At 71.7% G+C, this 15,556-nt stretch carries 15 protein-coding genes; all 15 read left to right on the top strand.

The window, feature by feature from the left end; translation table 11 throughout:
- Positions 1-81 precede the first annotated feature (81 nt).
- The 15 genes from ACGFIK_RS07990 (at position 82) to ACGFIK_RS07920 (ending at position 15,493) form a co-directional block, all read left to right on the top strand.
- A complete protein-coding gene (locus ACGFIK_RS07990; protein ID WP_327024845.1) occupies positions 82-1,602 on the top strand; it encodes a UDP-N-acetylmuramoyl-L-alanyl-D-glutamate--2,6-diaminopimelate ligase in 1,521 nt (506 codons plus the stop codon).
- Positions 1,599-3,005, top strand: coding sequence for a UDP-N-acetylmuramoyl-tripeptide--D-alanyl-D-alanine ligase (gene murF, locus ACGFIK_RS07985; RefSeq protein ID WP_327024846.1), 1,407 nt, complete (start codon positions 1,599-1,601; stop codon positions 3,003-3,005). Before ACGFIK_RS07990 ends, murF begins: the two co-directional genes overlap by 4 nt.
- A complete protein-coding gene (mraY, locus tag ACGFIK_RS07980; RefSeq protein WP_327024847.1) occupies positions 3,002-4,135 on the top strand; it encodes a phospho-N-acetylmuramoyl-pentapeptide-transferase in 1,134 nt (377 codons plus the stop codon). The genes murF and mraY overlap by 4 nt, the downstream gene beginning before the upstream one ends.
- Positions 4,136-4,534: 399 nt before the next feature.
- Positions 4,535-5,962 carry an FtsW/RodA/SpoVE family cell cycle protein gene (locus tag ACGFIK_RS07975; RefSeq protein WP_327024848.1) on the top strand — a complete coding sequence of 476 codons (1,428 nt, stop codon included), beginning with the start codon at positions 4,535-4,537 and terminating at the stop codon, positions 5,960-5,962.
- Positions 5,962-7,068, top strand: a complete 1,107-nt coding sequence (gene murG / locus ACGFIK_RS07970) for an undecaprenyldiphospho-muramoylpentapeptide beta-N-acetylglucosaminyltransferase (RefSeq protein ID WP_327024849.1) — start codon at positions 5,962-5,964, stop codon at positions 7,066-7,068. The genes ACGFIK_RS07975 and murG overlap by 1 nt, the downstream gene beginning before the upstream one ends.
- A 121-nt stretch (positions 7,069-7,189) precedes the next feature.
- On the top strand, positions 7,190-8,716 hold the full coding sequence (gene murC / locus ACGFIK_RS07965) for a UDP-N-acetylmuramate--L-alanine ligase (RefSeq protein ID WP_327024850.1): 1,527 nt from the start codon (positions 7,190-7,192) through the stop codon (positions 8,714-8,716).
- A 32-nt stretch (positions 8,717-8,748) separates the two neighbouring features.
- The gene (locus ACGFIK_RS07960; RefSeq protein ID WP_327027034.1) at positions 8,749-9,528 is read left to right on the top strand and encodes an FtsQ-type POTRA domain-containing protein; all 780 of its coding nucleotides are present in this window, start codon (positions 8,749-8,751) and stop codon (positions 9,526-9,528) included.
- 242 nt (positions 9,529-9,770) lie between these two features.
- Positions 9,771-10,886, top strand: coding sequence for a cell division protein FtsZ (ftsZ, locus tag ACGFIK_RS07955; protein WP_327024851.1), 1,116 nt, complete (start codon positions 9,771-9,773; stop codon positions 10,884-10,886).
- Positions 10,887-10,895: 9 nt separating this feature from the next.
- Complete coding sequence (locus ACGFIK_RS07950) at positions 10,896-11,642, top strand: YggS family pyridoxal phosphate-dependent enzyme (protein ID WP_327024852.1); 747 nt, start codon at positions 10,896-10,898, stop codon at positions 11,640-11,642.
- A gap of 195 nt (positions 11,643-11,837) precedes the next feature.
- Complete coding sequence (locus ACGFIK_RS07945; protein ID WP_327024853.1) at positions 11,838-12,530, top strand: cell division protein SepF; 693 nt, start codon at positions 11,838-11,840, stop codon at positions 12,528-12,530.
- Between the two features lie 29 nt (positions 12,531-12,559).
- The gene (locus ACGFIK_RS07940; RefSeq protein WP_013735078.1) at positions 12,560-12,865 is read left to right on the top strand and encodes a YggT family protein; all 306 of its coding nucleotides are present in this window, start codon (positions 12,560-12,562) and stop codon (positions 12,863-12,865) included.
- Between the two features lie 44 nt (positions 12,866-12,909).
- Positions 12,910-13,713 carry a DivIVA domain-containing protein gene (locus tag ACGFIK_RS07935; RefSeq protein WP_327024854.1) on the top strand — a complete coding sequence of 268 codons (804 nt, stop codon included), beginning with the start codon at positions 12,910-12,912 and terminating at the stop codon, positions 13,711-13,713.
- 68 nt (positions 13,714-13,781) lie between these two features.
- Positions 13,782-14,432 carry a hypothetical protein gene (locus tag ACGFIK_RS07930; RefSeq protein WP_327024855.1) on the top strand — a complete coding sequence of 217 codons (651 nt, stop codon included), beginning with the start codon at positions 13,782-13,784 and terminating at the stop codon, positions 14,430-14,432.
- 9 nt (positions 14,433-14,441) lie between these two features.
- A complete protein-coding gene (locus ACGFIK_RS07925) occupies positions 14,442-14,744 on the top strand; it encodes a DUF167 domain-containing protein (RefSeq protein WP_327024856.1) in 303 nt (100 codons plus the stop codon).
- Between the two features lie 329 nt (positions 14,745-15,073).
- Entirely contained in the window at positions 15,074-15,493 is a 420-nt protein-coding gene (locus ACGFIK_RS07920) for a TraR/DksA C4-type zinc finger protein (protein WP_327024858.1), read from the top strand.
- The last annotated feature ends 63 nt before the right edge of the window (positions 15,494-15,556 follow it).

The following is a 15,556-nucleotide window of genomic DNA, read 5'->3' as shown; positions in this document are numbered from 1 at the left end:
GACCTGCGGTTCGACTCCCTGTGGCGGAGATTCAGGCGCGCCGTGCGGCCACGAGCGGGCGACCGGGTAGGGTCTGACGCCGTGCGCGGCAATCCTCGTCCCCGTACCGTGACCGGAATCCGGCTCGGTGACCTAGCCGCCCGGCTCGCCGTGGCGCCCCCTATCACCGTCGATCCGGTGGTGACCGGGGTGACCCACGCCAGCCGTGAGGTCCACCCCGGCGATCTGTACGCGGCCCTGCCCGGTGCCCGGCGTCACGGCGCGGAGTTCGTCGCCGAGGCGGCGGCGGCCGGTGCCCTGGCGGTGCTCACCGACCCGGCCGGTGCCGAACTGGCCGCCGAGCACGGGCTGCCCATCCTGGTGGTGCCCGACCCACGTGCGGTGCTCGGCACCCTGGCCTCGGCCGTCTACGGCAACCCGACCGAGAAGTTGACCGTGATCGGGGTCACCGGCACCGCTGGCAAGACCTCCACGGCCTACCTGGTCGAGTCGGGGCTGCGGGCCGCCGGCCACACCACCGGCCTGATCGGCACCGTGGAGACCCGCCTCGGCGACCTGGTTCTCGACAGCGTCCGGACCACCCCGGAGGCCACCGACCTGCACGCGATGCTCGCCGCCGCCCTCGAACGCGGGGTCACCGCGGTGGTCATGGAGGTGTCCAGCCACGCCCTGGTGATGGGGCGGGTCGGCGGGGTGCGCTTCGACGTGGGGGGCTGGACCAACTTCGGCTCCGACCACCTCGACTTCCACGCCGACGCCGACGACTACTTCGCGGCCAAGGCGCGGCTGTTCGACGGCCGCTGCCGGGTCGAGGTGCTCAACCATGACGATCCGGCGCTGAAGGGCCTGTTCCGGCCCGCCACGGTCAGCTTCTCCGCAGCCGGTGACCGGTCGGCCACCTGGTGGGCGGAGCACATCGACGGCGAGGGGTACGCCCAGCGGTTCACCCTGCACGGCCCGGACGATCTGGTGCTCGACGCCGGGGTGGCGCTGCCCGGGCGGCACAACGTGGCGAACGCCCTGCTGGCCGTCGCCGTACTGGTGGCCGCCGGGGTGCAGCCGGCCGTAGCGGCGGCCGGGGTGGCCGCCTGCGGCGGGGTACCCGGGCGGCTGGAGTCGGTGGGGGTGGCCGGCGGGGTACGCGGGGTCGTCGACTACGCCCACAAGACCGACGCGGTGGTGGCGGTGCTGGCCGCCCTGCGGGAGATGAGCAGCGGCCGACTGATCTGCGTGATCGGCGCGGGCGGTGACCGGGATCGGGGCAAACGGCCGACGATGGGTGCCGCCGCCGCCCAGGGAGCCGACGTGGTGCTGGTGACCGACGACAATCCCCGCACCGAGGATCCCGCGGCGATCCGCGCCGAGGTGCTGGCCGGGGCGACCGGGGCCGGGACTTCGGCCCGGGTTCTCGAGGTGGCTGGGCGGCGGGCGGCGATCGACGAGGCGGTCCGGCTGGCCGAGCCCGGGGATGTGGTCGCGGTGCTCGGCAAGGGCCACGAACGTGGTCAGGAGATCGCCGGTGAGGTATATCCGTTCGATGACGTGACCGAACTGGCCGACGCGCTGCGGGCCCGCTTCGGCAGCCTGGGAGGCCAGCGATGATCGCCTTGAGCCTGGCCGAGATCGCCTCGGCCGTCGACGGGCGGCTGGTCGCCGCCGACCCGGTCGGGCAGGTCACCGGCAGTGTGGAGTTCGACTCCCGCAAGGTCACCCCCGGCGGCCTCTTCGTCGCCTTCGACGGGGAGAAGGTGGACGGGCACGACTTCGCCGACTCGGCGGTGCAGGCCGGGGCGGTGGCCGTGCTGGGTAGCCGTGAGGTGCCCGGCGTACCGATGATCATCGTCGCCGATCCGCTGGCCGCGATGGCCCGACTGGCGCGTGCCGTGGTGGACCGGCTGCCCGAGCTGACCGTGATCGGGTTGACCGGTTCCTCCGGCAAGACCACCACCAAGGATCTGGTCGCCCAGCTGACCGCGCGGCTGGGGGAGACCGTGGCGCCCCCCGGGTCGTTCAACAACGAGCTGGGTCACCCGTACACCGCCCTGCAGGCCGGGCCCTCGACGCGCTACCTGGTGCTGGAGAAGGGGGCCCGGGGCATCGGGCACGTGCGGTACCTGTGCGAGGTGGCCCCGCCGCGCATCTCCGTGGTGCTCAACGTCGGGGTCTCGCACATCGGCGAGTTCGGCTCGCAGGAGAACATCGCCCTGGCCAAGGGTGAACTGGTCGAGGCCCTGCCGGCCGAGGGCCTGGCGGTGCTCAACGCCGACGACCCGTTGGTCGACGCGATGGCCGAGCGTACGACCGCCCGGGTGGTCCGCTACGGCGAGGCGGCGCACGCCGAGGTGCGGGCGGCGGAGGTGACCCTGGACGAGCGGGGGCGGGCCGCGTACACCCTGGTGACCCCGGAGGGGAGCGCCTCCGTGCGGCTCGGTCTGACCGGGCGGCACCAGGTCTGGAACACTCTCGCCGCCGCGGCGGTGGCCCGGGAGCTGGGTATGCCGTTGGCCGAGATCGCGGTCGCCCTGGGCGAGCTGGGCCTGGTCTCCACCCGCCGGATGGACGTCTTCGAGCGTCCCGACGGGGTGACCGTGATCGACGACTCGTACAACGCCAACCCGGCCTCGATGGCGGTGGCGTTGCGGGCGCTGGCCGGCGTGGGCGCGGGCCGGCGAACCCTGGCGGTCCTCGGCTACATGGCCGAACTGGGCGAGTACGAGGAGCAGGGGCACACCGAGGTGGGTCGGCTGGCGGCCGAGTTGGGTGTCGACCGGCTGCTCGTGGTCGGCGAGACGGCGGCGCCGATCCACCACGGGGCGACATCGGTAGGTGACTGGGGAGGAGAATCGGTGCTGCTCACCGATCAGGCGGCGGCCGTTCAGGTGCTGCGCAGCGAGCTACGGCCGGGGGACGTGGTCCTGGTGAAGGGGTCCCGGTACCGGACCTGGGAGGTGGCCGACGCGCTGCGTGCCGAGGCTGATCCGGCCACCGGGGGTGGCGCCGCGTGAGGGCCGTCATCGTCGCCATCGGGGTGGCCTTCCTGGTCTCGCTGTTCTGCACCCCGATCGCGATCAAGGTGTTCACCCGGCTCAAGGCGGGTCAGCCCATCCGGGCCGAGGGCCCGCAGATGCACCAGGGCAAGAAGGGCACCCCGACCATGGGCGGGGTGGTGTTCATCCTCGCCACCGTGATCGCGTACGTGGCCGGTCACCTGGCCCTGACCACCCTGCCGGACGCGCAGATCGCCCAGGTGGAGCCGACCATCACCGCGCTGGTGCTGCTCGGGTTGATGGTCTTCTGCGGCGCGGTCGGCTTCATCGACGACTTCCTCAAGGTGCGCAAGCGGCACAGCGGTGGCCTGAGCGCCAAGGGCAAGCTGCTCGGGCAGATCCTGGTCGGCGCGGTGTTCGGGGTGGTCGCCCTCTGGTTCCCCTCCACCATGACGGACGCCGACGGCGCCCAGACCAACACCGAGACCGTCGGCAGTACGACGTTGAGCTTCATCCGGGACATCCCGGCCCTGGAGGTCACCAAGATCGGCGCGGTGATCATCTTCATCTTCGTGGTGATGGCGGCGACCAACGGGGTGAACCTCACCGACGGCCTGGACGGCCTGGCCACCGGGGCCTCGGTGATGGTGCTCGGGGCGTACGCGGTGATCGCCTTCTGGCAGTACCGGCACTGGTGCGCCGACCCGGCGTACACCGCCAACCCGAACAACTACTGCTACGCCGTGCGGGACCCGTTGGAGATCGCCTTGATCGCCGGGGCGGCGGCCGGGGCCTGTGTGGGCTTCCTGTGGTGGAACACCTCACCGGCCCGCATCTTCATGGGGGACACCGGGGCCCTGGGCCTGGGCGGCCTGATCGCCGGCATGGCGATGTCCACCCGGACGATCCTGCTCCTGCCGATCATCGGCGGCCTGTTCGTGATCATCACCATGTCGGTGGTCATCCAGATCATCTCCTTCAAGACCACCGGCAAGCGGGTCTTCCGGATGTCCCCCCTCCAGCACCACTTCGAACTGGCCGGCTGGAGCGAGGTCAACATCGTGGTCCGCTTCTGGATCATCGCCGGCATCGGGGTGGCCATCGCCCTGGGCCTCTTCTACAGCGACTTCCTGGCCAACATGGGCTGACCCCCGTTCAGCGGCGTTGATCAACAGGTTTGCGTCACCGGAAGGCCGGATTCAGACGCAAACCTCTTGATCAACCACGGCGGGGGGCCGGGGGTGCGACACGCCGAGTGGGGGATACCGGGGGCGTGGGGTGGTGGCAGCGGCGATGATGGCGCTGTGGGGGAGGCCTGGGAAGACAGTGGCGGGGAGTCGGTGGGTCGGCGGCGTGGTCGTGCCGCGGGCGGAGAGGGTGCTGCGGCCAAGAGTGGTACGGCGGTCACGGCGGGTGGTGGGACCGCTGGCGGGGAGGGTGCTGCGGGGCGGGGTGCCGGGTCCGCCACGGGTAGCGCCGCCCGGGCCGGTGGGGCGGGTTCGTCCGCTCCGGTAGCGGAGGGTGGTCCGTGGCGTGGCCTGGACCCGATGGGCGGATTCGCCGCCCTGGCCGCCCTGCGTGGCCTGCTGTCCCGGCCCCTGGCCTCGTACCATCTGCTGCTGGCCAGCTCGGGGCTGCTGCTGCTGATCGGCCTCACCATGGTCTTCTCGGCCACCAGCGTGCGCGACTACGCCGCCGGGGGCAACGCCTCCGCCTCCCTGGTCAAGCAGGCGCTCTTCGCGGTCATCGGCATCGTGGCCTTCTGGGTCTGCCAGCGTCTGCCGGCCCGGACCTTCCGGGCCCTGGGGCGGCCGGTGCTGGCCGTCGCGGTGGGACTGCTGTTGCTGCTGAACGCGCTGGTGGCGTACGGGCGGTTGACCGGCTCCCCGGCGAGGATCGGGCCGCTGGAGGCCGAGCTGCTCGGGCTGTACGTCGGTGGTCTCGGGTTGCAGCCCTCCGAGCTGGCGAAGTTCGCGCTGGTGTTGTGGGGGGCGTACGTGCTGGCCCGCAAGGGTGCCGCGCTGGGCTGGTGGCGGGAGCTGGCCACCCCGCTGTTCCCGGTGGTGGGCCTGATGTTCGTGCTGGTCGGCTACAACGACCTGGGCAGCATGCTCTGCCTGGTGGCGCTGGTCGTCGGCCTGCTCTGGGCGGCCGGGGTGCGGCTGCGGGTCTTCGCCACCCTCAGCGCGATCGGCCTGGCCGGCATCGGCCTGCTGGTGGCGGTGGCCTCCCTCGGCGCCGGTTCCGGGGTCGTGGGTGAGGAGAACTACCGGCTGCAGCGACTGACCATGTTCGTCAGCCCGCCGCCGCTGGAGCAGTGCCGAGAGGAACTCTGCTACCAGATGGTGCAGGCCCGGTACGCCATCGCCAACGGGGGCTGGTTCGGCACCGGGCTGGGTCAGGGGCGCAGCAAGTGGGACTGGCTGCCGGCGGCCGAGAACGACTTCATCTTCGCGGTGATCGCCGAGGAACTAGGGGTGGTCGGCTGCGCGGTGGTGGTCACCCTGTTCGCCGTGTTGGCCTACACCGGCCTGCGCATCGCCCGCCGGGTCGACGATCCCTTCCGGCGGCTGGCGGCGGCCGGCGCCACCGCCTGGCTGATCGGGCAGGCCTTCATCAACATCGGCGGGGTGATCGGTCTGCTGCCGCTGACCGGGGTACCCCTGCCGTTCATCTCGGTCGGCGGCAGCGCCCTGGTCGTCACCCTCGCGGCGGTCGGCATGTTGGCCTCCTTCGCCCGGGCGGAACCCGATGCGGCCCGGGCCCTGCATGCCCGTCCGCCCGCCCGATGGGTCCGACTAGTGTGGGCTCCGTTGCCGCCGATTCCCGGCCGGCGTCGCCGTGCGGCGTCGCCGCCGGCTGCCCGCAGGTCCGTACCCCGGGCCCGTAATCGGCGTGAGGACGACCAGGCCGCATCGCGTGGTGCCCGGGACAGCCGGGGCCGCGGCGGGTCGGCGAACGAGAGGAGACGTTGATGGGTCCGCTGCGTTCGGTGGTACTCGCAGGCGGTGGCACCGGGGGACACATCTACCCGCTGCTCGCCTTCGCCGACTGCCTGCGCCGTCACGACCCCGGCGTCCGGATCACCTGTCTCGGCACACCGAAGGGCCTGGAGAACCAGCTGATCCCGCCCGCCGGCTACGACCTGCGCAACATCCCGGCGTACCAGCTCCCCCGGTCGATCAACCTGAACCTGGTCCGTACCCCGGGCCGGATGTGGACCGCGGCCCGCGCCGCAGGCAAGGTCATCGACGAGGTGGGCGCCGAGGTGGTCGTCGGCTTCGGCGGGTACGTCTCCGTGCCGGCGTACCTGGCCGCCTGGCGGCGGGAGCTGCCGATCGTCATCCACGAGGTCAACGTGCCGCCGGGGGTGGCCAACCGGCTGGGCATGAAGTTCACCAAGAACGTGGCGGTGGGTTTCCCCCACCAACCCGCCCAGGCCGAGGCGCTGCGGGAGGCCCGGGTGGTCGGGGTACCCCTGCGGCGCAACATCGCCGGGTTGGACCGGGTGGCCATGCGCGGCGCGGCCCGGGCCCACTTCGGGCTCCGTCCGGACCTGCCGGTGCTCTTCGTGGCGGGTGGTTCCCAGGGGGCCCGGTCGATCAACCTGGCGGTGGCCGGGGCGGCCAAGGAGTTGGCCCGCAACGGCATCCAGGTGCTGCACGTGATGGGGGCCCGCAACGAGCCGGTGTCGATCCCCACCGACCTGCCGGTGCCGTACGTGACCCTGCCGTACCTGTCCGACATGGATGCCGGGTACGCCGCCGCCGACCTGATGCTGGGCCGGGGGGGTGCGATGACCTGCGCGGAGGTGGCGGCCATCGGTCTGCCGACCATCTATGTGCCGTACCCGCACAGCAACCAGGAGCAGAAGCGCAACGCCCTGCCGGTGGTCGAGGCCGGGGGTGGGTTGCTGGTCGACGACGGCGAACTGACCCCGGACTGGCTGGAACGTACCGTCATCCCGCTGATCCGGGACCCGCAGCGGCTGCACGCGATGGGCAATGCCGCCGCGGCCTACGGCCGCCGCGACGGCGACGAGGCCCTGCTCAACTTCGTCTACGAGGCGGTTTCCCGGTGAGCGCGAGGAGTGAGCCGGGCCTGCGAGCCCCGCAGTCGCGAACGAAGATCGGCTCAGTGAGCGCGAGGAGTGAGCCGGGCCTGCGAGCCCCGCAGTCGCGAACGAAAGAAGGTGCGGCCCGATGAGAACGTTCAGCCCGGCCGGTACGGTGACCGCCGAGGATCTGGGTCACATCCACCTGATCGGGGTGGGCGGGGTCGGCATGAGCGGCCTGGCCCGGCTGTTCCTCACCCGGGGCCTGCCGGTCTCCGGCAGCGAGTTGCGCGAGTGGCCGTCGCTGGCCGGCCTGCGGGCCCTCGGCGGGACCATCCACATGACCCACGAGCCGGCCAACCTGGACGGTGTCGACACCGTGGTCTACTCCTCGGCCATCCCGGCCGACCACCTGGAGATGGTCGAGGCCCGGCGGCGTGGCCTACGGATCCTGCACCGTTCCGAGGCCCTGGCCGCTGCGATGACCGGCCGGCGTACGGTGGCGGTCGCCGGCACCCACGGCAAGACCAGCACCACCTCCATGGTCACCATGGTGTTCCAGCGGGCCGGCGCCGATCCCTCCTTCGTGATCGGTGGCGAGATCTCCGAGGTGGGCTCGGGCGCCCACCACGGCACCGGCGAGTACTTCGTGGTCGAGGCCGACGAGAGCGACCGGTCCTTCCTGATCTACCGCCCGTTCGTCTCGATCGTCACGAACATCGAGGCGGATCACCTGAACACCTACGGCGACCTGGCCAATCTGGAGGCCACCTTCGCCGAGTTCGCCCGGCTCACCGACCCGGACGGCTTCATCATCACCTGCGCGGACGATCCGGGTGGGCAGCGGCTGGCGGCCATCCTGCGGGCGGAGGGACGCCGGGTGTACACCTACGGCGAGTCCGCCGAGGCCGATCTGCGGCTCAGCGAGATGGCCTCCTCGGCTCAGGGGGTGCGCTACCTGGCCCACATCGACGGACGCCCGCTGGGGGAGTTCCGGATGCCGGTGCCCGGCCGGCACATGGCCCTCAACAGCGCCTCGGCGGTGCTGGCCGCGTACCTGTTGGAGTTGCCGTTGACGGCCGCGGAGGCCGCGCTGGGGTCGTTCCCCGGGGTACGGCGGCGCTTCGAACGCAAGGGGGTCGCCGACGGTGTCCTGGTGTACGACGAGTACGCCTACCACCCGACCTCGATAACCCTGGCGCTGCGGACCCTGCGTGAGGTGGCCGGCGAGGGCCGGTTGCTGGTGGTCTTCCAGCCCTACCGGCTGTACCGGACCCGGGACCTGCAGTCGGAGATCGCCGAGGCGCTGGCGATCGCGGACGAGTTGGTGCTGCTGGAGGTCTTCGGCCCGGGTGAGCAGCGCGGCCCGGGGGAGGGGTCGGCGGCCCTGATCGAGGCGGTCGGGTTGCCGGCGGAACGGAAGGTCTTCGTCGACTCCTGGGAGGACGCCCCGACGGAGGTGGCCCGTCGGGCCCGCCCCGGCGACGTGGTGGTGACCATGGGCGCCCCGCCGATCTCGCTGATGGGTGACGAACTGCTGGCCGCCTTGACTGCGCGTACCGCCGATCCGGACGCCGGCACGGTGGCCGGTGGCCTGGCCGGGGGTTCGGCGAGCATCGGCGGTACGGTGCCCGACGCCGCCGCGCGCAACGGCGCGGCCCCCGGGGTGGAATGAGTCCCGGACCGGCCCGCCGACGCGGTGGCGGGGTGGACGGTGGCGGAGGGTGGCGTCCGGTCCGCCAGTGGCAGCTGGTCCGTGCCGGTCGGGACGCGGTGCCCGCCTCCACCCGCCGGTTCATGGCCCGGGCCCGGCGCCGTCGGATGCGGGCCGCACTGCCGTGGGCGGTGGCCGGCGGGGTGCTGGCCGTGGCCGGCCTGGTGGCCTGGGTGCTGCTGGGCACCGGACTGTTCGGCGTACGCGAGGTGCGGGTGGAGGGCGCCGAGTTGGTCACCGACGTGCAGGTACGCAACGCCGCCGGGGTGCTCGACGGGGCTCCCCTGGCCCGGGTGGACCTGACCGAGCTGGCGGACCGGATCGGCGCCCTGCCGCCGGTGGAGCGGGTGTCGGTGCACCGGGACTGGCCGGACGCCCTGGTCGTACGACTCACCGAGCGCACCCCGGTGGCGGTGGTGCCGAGCGGGGAACAGTTCGTGGTGGTCGACGCCGCCGGGGTGGCCTTCCGTACCCTGCCGCAGCGCCCGGCGGGCCTTCCGCTGATCCGGATGACCGACCCGGGTGCGGAGAATCCGGCGACCCATGCCGCCCTGGAGGTGCTCGATGCCCTCACCCCGCAGTTGCGGGCGGACCTGGTGGAGATCACGGTCGAGGGCCTGGCCCGGATCAGCGTCCGGCTGCGGGACGACTTGACCGTTTTCTGGGGAGACTCCACCCGGGGGACGGACAAGGCCCGGGTGGCCACCGCCCTGCTGGATCAGGACGCCACCCGGATCGACGTCAGCGCCCCGGAGGTGGTCACCTTCCGGTGAGCGACCGATCAGGGGCGTGAACCCTCCCGCTTGACCGGCGACACGCCGAAAGGGTCCTTGGTTCCTCGCTCGGCTGCGCCTACGTTGCCGGAAAGAGGATCAGTGGTTGACATAACTGTAACCCTCTAGTAGAGGGTGAGGGTTTACCCCCTCGGCCTCGCTGGTGACAGTCGGGTCGACCATGGGTCTGGCCGCGCCGTAACCGGTCGGGGAGTAGCCAATCTCGAAGGGAAGGACCGGAGATGACACCTCCGCACAACTACCTGGCGGTCATCAAGGTCGTCGGCATCGGGGGCGGCGGCGTGAACGCCGTCAACCGGATGATCGAGGTTGGGCTCAAAGGCGTCGAGTTCATCGCGATCAACACAGACGCCCAGGCGCTGCTGATGAGCGACGCCGACGTCAAGCTGGACGTCGGCCGTGAACTGACCCGGGGTCTGGGCGCCGGCGCCAACCCGGACGTCGGCAAGAACGCCGCCGAGGATCACCGCGACGAGATCGAGGAGGTCCTCAAGGGCGCCGACATGGTCTTCGTGACCTGCGGTGAGGGTGGCGGCACCGGCACCGGCGGCGCGCCCGTGGTGGCCAACATCGCCCGGAAGCTGGGCGCCCTGACCATCGGTGTGGTGACCCGCCCGTTCTCCTTCGAGGGCAAGCGTCGCCAGGTGCAGGCCGAGGCCGGCATCGACGAGCTGCGCAACCAGTGCGACACCCTGATCGTCATCCCGAACGACCGGCTGCTGGCCCTCGGGGACCGCAACATCAGCATGATGGACGCCTTCCGTACCGCGGACCAGGTGCTCCTCTCCGGTGTCCAGGGCATCACCGACCTGATCACCACCCCGGGTCTGATCAACCTGGACTTCGCCGACGTCAAGAGCGTGATGAGCGGCGCGGGCAGCGCGCTGATGGGCATCGGCAGCGCCCGGGGCGAGAACCGCGCGGTCGAGGCGGCCGAGGCGGCCATCTCCAGCCCGCTGCTGGAGCAGAGCATGGACGGCGCGCGCGGGGTGCTGCTCTCCATCGCCGGTGGCTCCGACCTGGGTCTGTTCGAGATCAACGACGCGGCGCAGCTGGTCACGGACGCGGCCCACCCGGACGCCAACATCATCTTCGGTGCGGTCATCGACGACGCGCTCGGCGACGAGGTGCGGGTGACCGTGATCGCGGCGGGCTTCGACGGCGGCACCCCGGCCTACAAGGCGGCCGAGCCGGCCCGCAAGACCAATCAGAACCAGCCCGCCCAGCCGAGCACCCCGGTCGTACCCTCGCCGGCCACCCCGGTGGCACCCCAGTCGCCGCGCCGGGTGCTCTTCGACGACGTGGACGTGCCCGACTTTCTCAAGAACGGTTCCTGAGTACCGGCCATGACGGACAGCCCCGCTCTGGTACGCCCGGACCGACGTGCCGAACTGGCCGCCGGGCTGGCGCGGGTCCGGTCCCGGATCGCCGACGCCTGCGCGGCGGTGGGCCGGGATCGGACCGAGGTGACCATGATCGCGGTCACCAAGACCTACCCCGCCTCCGACGTGATCGCCCTGGCCGGGCTCGGGGTGACCGACGTCGGTGAGAACCGCGACCAGGAGGCGGCCCCGAAGGCCGCCCAGGTGGCGGCGGCCGGGGTCACCCCCTGCTGGCACTTCATCGGGCGCCTGCAGCGCAACAAGGTGAAGTCCGTGGTCCAGTACGCCGACGTGGTCCAGTCGGTCGACAGCGTCCGGTTGGCCGCCGCCCTGGACGCCGCCGCGACCGCCCGACGGGACCGGCCGCTGGAGGTGCTGGTGCAGGTGAGTGTCGACGGCGACCCGTCCCGTGGCGGGGCGGTGGCCGACTCGGCCGATCCGGACATCGGCCTGGGGTCGGTGGCCGCCGCGGTGGCCGACTCGGCGGGACTGCGGTTGGCCGGGCTGATGGCGGTGGCGCCCCTGGGGTGGGAGCCGGAGCGGGCCTTCGCCCGGCTGGCCACCATCGCCGAGGGGTTGCGGGCGGAGCATCCGCAGGCCGTCGTCCTGTCGGCCGGGATGAGCGGGGATCTGGAGGCGGCGATCGGCCACGGCGCGACACATGTCCGCGTCGGCAGCGCGTTGCTCGGAATGCGTCCCACGCTGCGGTAGCCTGGCCGCGAGAGAAGCAAATTACATCAGTGTTGTTTGTGGGAGCGGCCTTACCGGCGACCGGGGGGCGTGACGTGCAACGCGAATTGTGCGTCAGGGGATTGCCGTTCCGGTCCGGTGGGCAGGAATGGTCCACTCGCGACAGGCGACACGTACGGGGGCGTGTGCCGCACGGCGGACGGGAAGGGCGCGGGGATGGGTGCACTGCGCAAGGCGGGGGTCTGGCTCGGACTTGTCGAAGAGGACGACGAGCGGGCCTATGACGACGGTGGGTACGACAAGGGTGGGTACCGCGAGTCGCGCTACCGGCAGAGCCGGTACGCCGAGGAGTTCGCCGACGAGGCGGACGACGAGATGGACGAGCCTCCGGCGCCTCGTCCCCGGCTCGGCGACCGGGGTCGGCTCGGCGAGCGCTCCAGCAGTCGGCTGGGCGAGTCCGAGCGACTGGACTCCGACCGCCCCGAGCGGGTGGATCGGTCCAGCGTACGCTCGATCACCCGGTCCTCGGGGGAGCAGTCCGGCGCGTTGACGTACCACACCCGGGACAACCTGGCCCTGGCGCCGCAGGCGCAGCCCCGCGAGCGTGCGGTGGTCCAGGAGGAGGAGCAGCGCTACCAGATCACCACCCTGCACCCGACCACCTACCGGGAGGCCCGCACCATCGGCGAGCACTTCCGCGACGGGGTGCCCGTGATCATCAACCTCACCGAGATGGATGAGGCCGATGCCCGCCGACTGGTGGACTTCGCTGCCGGGCTGGCGTTCGGCCTGCGCGGTACGATCGAGCGCGTGACCAACCGGGTGTTCCTGCTCTCGCCGGCCAATGTCCAGGTCACCGCGGAGGACAAGGCCAAGATCGCCGAGGGCGGGTTCTTCAGCCTGAGTTGACCCGCCCGACCCGAGGGACGTCGCCTACCGTGTTGTCGATCTTGCTACAGGTCCTCTACCTGATCACCTATCTGTTCCTGATCATCCTGCTGGCCCGGTTCGTACTGAGTGCGGTCCTTCAGTACGGGCGGCGCTGGCAGCCTGGTCGCGGTGCATCAGCCGGACTGGAATCCGTGTGGAGCGTCACTGATCCCCCGCTCTGGGCGTTGAGGCGTGTGATCCCTCCGCTGCGAATTGGTACCGTGAGCATCGACCTGGCCTCCCTTGTGCTCCTGGTTATCCTGTTCGTGCTGATGAGGTTTGTGTTAGAGCCGGCGATCTTCAGGACCGCCTGATGACCGACGCGCTATCGCGGCCGCAACTGACCCGAGGAGTTTCGATGCCGCTGACCCCGGCCGACGTCCACAACGTCGCCTTCAAGAAGCCGCCGATCGGTAAGCGGGGCTACGACGAGGAGGAGGTCGACGCCTTCCTGGACGAGGTCGAGCGCGAACTCGCCCGTCTGATCGAGGAGAACAACGAACTGCGCGCCCAGGTGGAGCGCGGTGGGCGGGGCGGCGCACCCGCCGGCCCCGGTGGCGACGCCCGCCTGGCGGCCGAGCTCAACGACGTCAAGGCCCAGCTCGACCGGGTGCAGCGCGACAAGGCCGCCGCCGAGCAGGCCGCCCGCGCGATGCAGGCCGAGCTGGAGCAGGTACGCGCCGCCGCCGGTGGCGCGGTGCCGGGCGGTGACGGCGAGCAGCAGGCGCTGCGGGTGCTGATGATGGCCCAGCGGACCGCCGACGACCACGTCTCCGACGCCCGTCGTGAGGCCGACCAGCTGCTCTCCGAGGCCCGTTCCAAGGCCGAGGAGGTCACCCGCGAGGCCCGCGCCAAGGCCGACGCGCTGGAGCGGGACGCCCGCCAGCGTCACCAGGAGGCCATGGGCGGCCTGGACGCCAAGCGCACCGCGCTGCAGAAGCACATCGAGGAGCTCAAGCAGTTCGAGCGCGAGTACCGTACCCGTCTCAAGGCCTACCTGGAGAGCCAGCTGCGCGACCTCGACGGTCGTGGTCAGGGCCTGGAGGCGGAGATGACCCGTGGCGGAGAGGGCACCCGCGCGGCGGGCAACGGCCTGGCCGCCGCAGGTCTCGCCGGTTCCTACGGCGGGGGTCGCTCCGGGGCACTCGAGGCCGGTCGCTGAACCGGGCGGCGGCCGTCCTGACGGCCGCCTGCCCTGCCTCAACTTCTACGACGCGGCGGGGGTGAGCCGTGATAGTCATCAGTCTCGCGCTCATCCTCGTCGCGGTGGCGCTTCTTGTGTTCGGGTTGGCCAGTGGGTCCAGTGCCCTGCTGGTCGTCTCCATCGGCGCCAGCCTGCTGGCTGCGGTGGCACTGGTCGCGGGGGCCCGCCAGGCTGCCGCCGGCCGGGCCGCGACCCAGCGGGAGGGTGCCGGGGGTCGTTCGGCCACCATCCCGACCCAGCATGTCCCATCAACCTCGGATGCCGGTGTGCCCGGGTGGCGGCAACCACCCGGGTCGCCGGTGACGACCACGATGGGCACCGCCGAGGCGACCACGCCGACGGCCGCTGACCTGACCGCGCCGACGACCACCGCCGCCGAGTCGATGGCCGCCGCGGACGCGGGGGTGTCCGTGGCGACCGCCGGAGCGGGAGAGCCGTACGACGACGAGCCCGGCGCGCAGGAGGTCACCCCCGAGCAGGCTGCCCGGGTGTCCCGACTGCTGGACGAGGTCCGGGTGGTCGACGGCCGGCCCCGCTATCACCTCGACGAGTGCACGCACCTGGTCGGGCGGGACCACGAGCCCCTGGTGGTGGCCGAGGCGGTCTCGTTGGGTTTCACCCCGTGCGCCGACTGCACCCCGGACACCATCCTGCTGGCGCAGTCCGAACGGTACTGATCCGAGCCGATGACCGCCGAGGCGCTGACGGTCGCCGTCCGGGTCAAGCCGGGGGCCTCCCGGGCCCGGGTGGGTGGCCGCTACGACGGCCCCCACGGGCCCGCTCTGGTGATCGCGGTCAACGCTCCCGCGGTCGACGGCCGGGCCACCGAGGCCGCCCGTCGTGCCCTGGCCGAGGCCCTCGGTGTCCGCCCGGCCGCGGTATCCCTACGCACCGGCGCGGCCAGCCGCGACAAACTCTTCGTGATCGACCCCGCCCCCACCGACCTCCCGGCCAACCTCCACCGCCTCCTCAACCCCCCGCCTCACTGACCACCCCGGCCACCCGTGTTGATCAAGAGGTTTGCGTCGCGGAATCGCCGGATCCAGACGCGAACTTCTTGATCAACTTTGCGGGAGGCGGGGGTTGGGGGTGGGGGTCTGCTAGCGTTCGCTGTGCTTCGTTCCCGTACGGATCGGGGTGGAACGGGCAATTCGGTGCGGCACGTTGTCGGACGACCTTACGTTCCGTATCCTTGCGAATCTCCGGAGTGCGCGGCCAGTGGGCCGCGCGCCCGTTTTGTACCTGGGGTGGCCGATGCCGGCGGCCTCAGTCCAGGGGCGCCGCGGACCTCCGCGGTTCCGTGGCATAGGGAGTGATGATGGCCAAACCAGCCGACACCAGGACCGCCGGTCGTAAGCCCGCGATGACGTCCACCCGCAGTGCCGCGGAGACCGAGAAGATCCGCGCCGCCCTGGCAGCACGGCACGACGAGCTGCGCGCCGAGTACGATCAGACGCTGAGCGAGATCACCGAGCTGCAGCGCGACCGCCTCACCGACTCGGCCGGGGACGACCAGGCCGACACCGGCACGAAGACGTTCGAGCGGGAGCAGGAGATCTCTCTCGCCAACAGCATCTTGGAACGGATCACGCAGGTCGAGCGGGCTCTGGAGCGCCTCGACGAAGGTGGTTACGGCTGGTGCGAGCGGTGCGGCAACCCCATCCCGGTGGAGCGGCTCGCCGCCTTCCCGTCGGCCACCCTCTGTGTGACCTGCAAACAGCTGGCGGAGCGACGCTGACGGCGGGCTCCCCGGCGCTGGTGCACGGCGGTGCCACGGCACCGCCGTGATACGTCGATGGGG

Source organism: Micromonospora sp. NPDC048871 (assembly GCF_043198155.1).
Lineage (GTDB): Bacteria > Actinomycetota > Actinomycetes > Mycobacteriales > Micromonosporaceae > Micromonospora.
This window is presented reverse-complemented; position numbering and strand designations above follow the sequence as displayed.

Excerpts from the sequence above, each read along its gene's own strand:
- murC (WP_327024850.1), top strand. The coding sequence starts at position 7,190 with ATGAGAACGTTCAGCCCGGCCGGTACGGTGACCGCCGAGGATCTGGGT.
- ACGFIK_RS07925 (WP_327024856.1), top strand. The coding sequence starts at position 14,442 with ATGACCGCCGAGGCGCTGACGGTCGCCGTCCGGGTCAAGCCGGGGGCC.
- ACGFIK_RS07945 (WP_327024853.1), top strand. The coding sequence starts at position 11,838 with ATGGGTGCACTGCGCAAGGCGGGGGTCTGGCTCGGACTTGTCGAAGAG.
- ftsZ (WP_327024851.1), top strand. The coding sequence starts at position 9,771 with ATGACACCTCCGCACAACTACCTGGCGGTCATCAAGGTCGTCGGCATC.
- ACGFIK_RS07950 (WP_327024852.1), top strand. The coding sequence starts at position 10,896 with ATGACGGACAGCCCCGCTCTGGTACGCCCGGACCGACGTGCCGAACTG.
- ACGFIK_RS07920 (WP_327024858.1), top strand. The coding sequence starts at position 15,074 with ATGGCCAAACCAGCCGACACCAGGACCGCCGGTCGTAAGCCCGCGATG.
- murF (WP_327024846.1), top strand. The coding sequence starts at position 1,599 with ATGATCGCCTTGAGCCTGGCCGAGATCGCCTCGGCCGTCGACGGGCGG.
- ACGFIK_RS07935 (WP_327024854.1), top strand. The coding sequence starts at position 12,910 with ATGCCGCTGACCCCGGCCGACGTCCACAACGTCGCCTTCAAGAAGCCG.
- murG (WP_327024849.1), top strand. The coding sequence starts at position 5,962 with ATGGGTCCGCTGCGTTCGGTGGTACTCGCAGGCGGTGGCACCGGGGGA.
- ACGFIK_RS07975 (WP_327024848.1), top strand. The coding sequence starts at position 4,535 with ATGGGCGGATTCGCCGCCCTGGCCGCCCTGCGTGGCCTGCTGTCCCGG.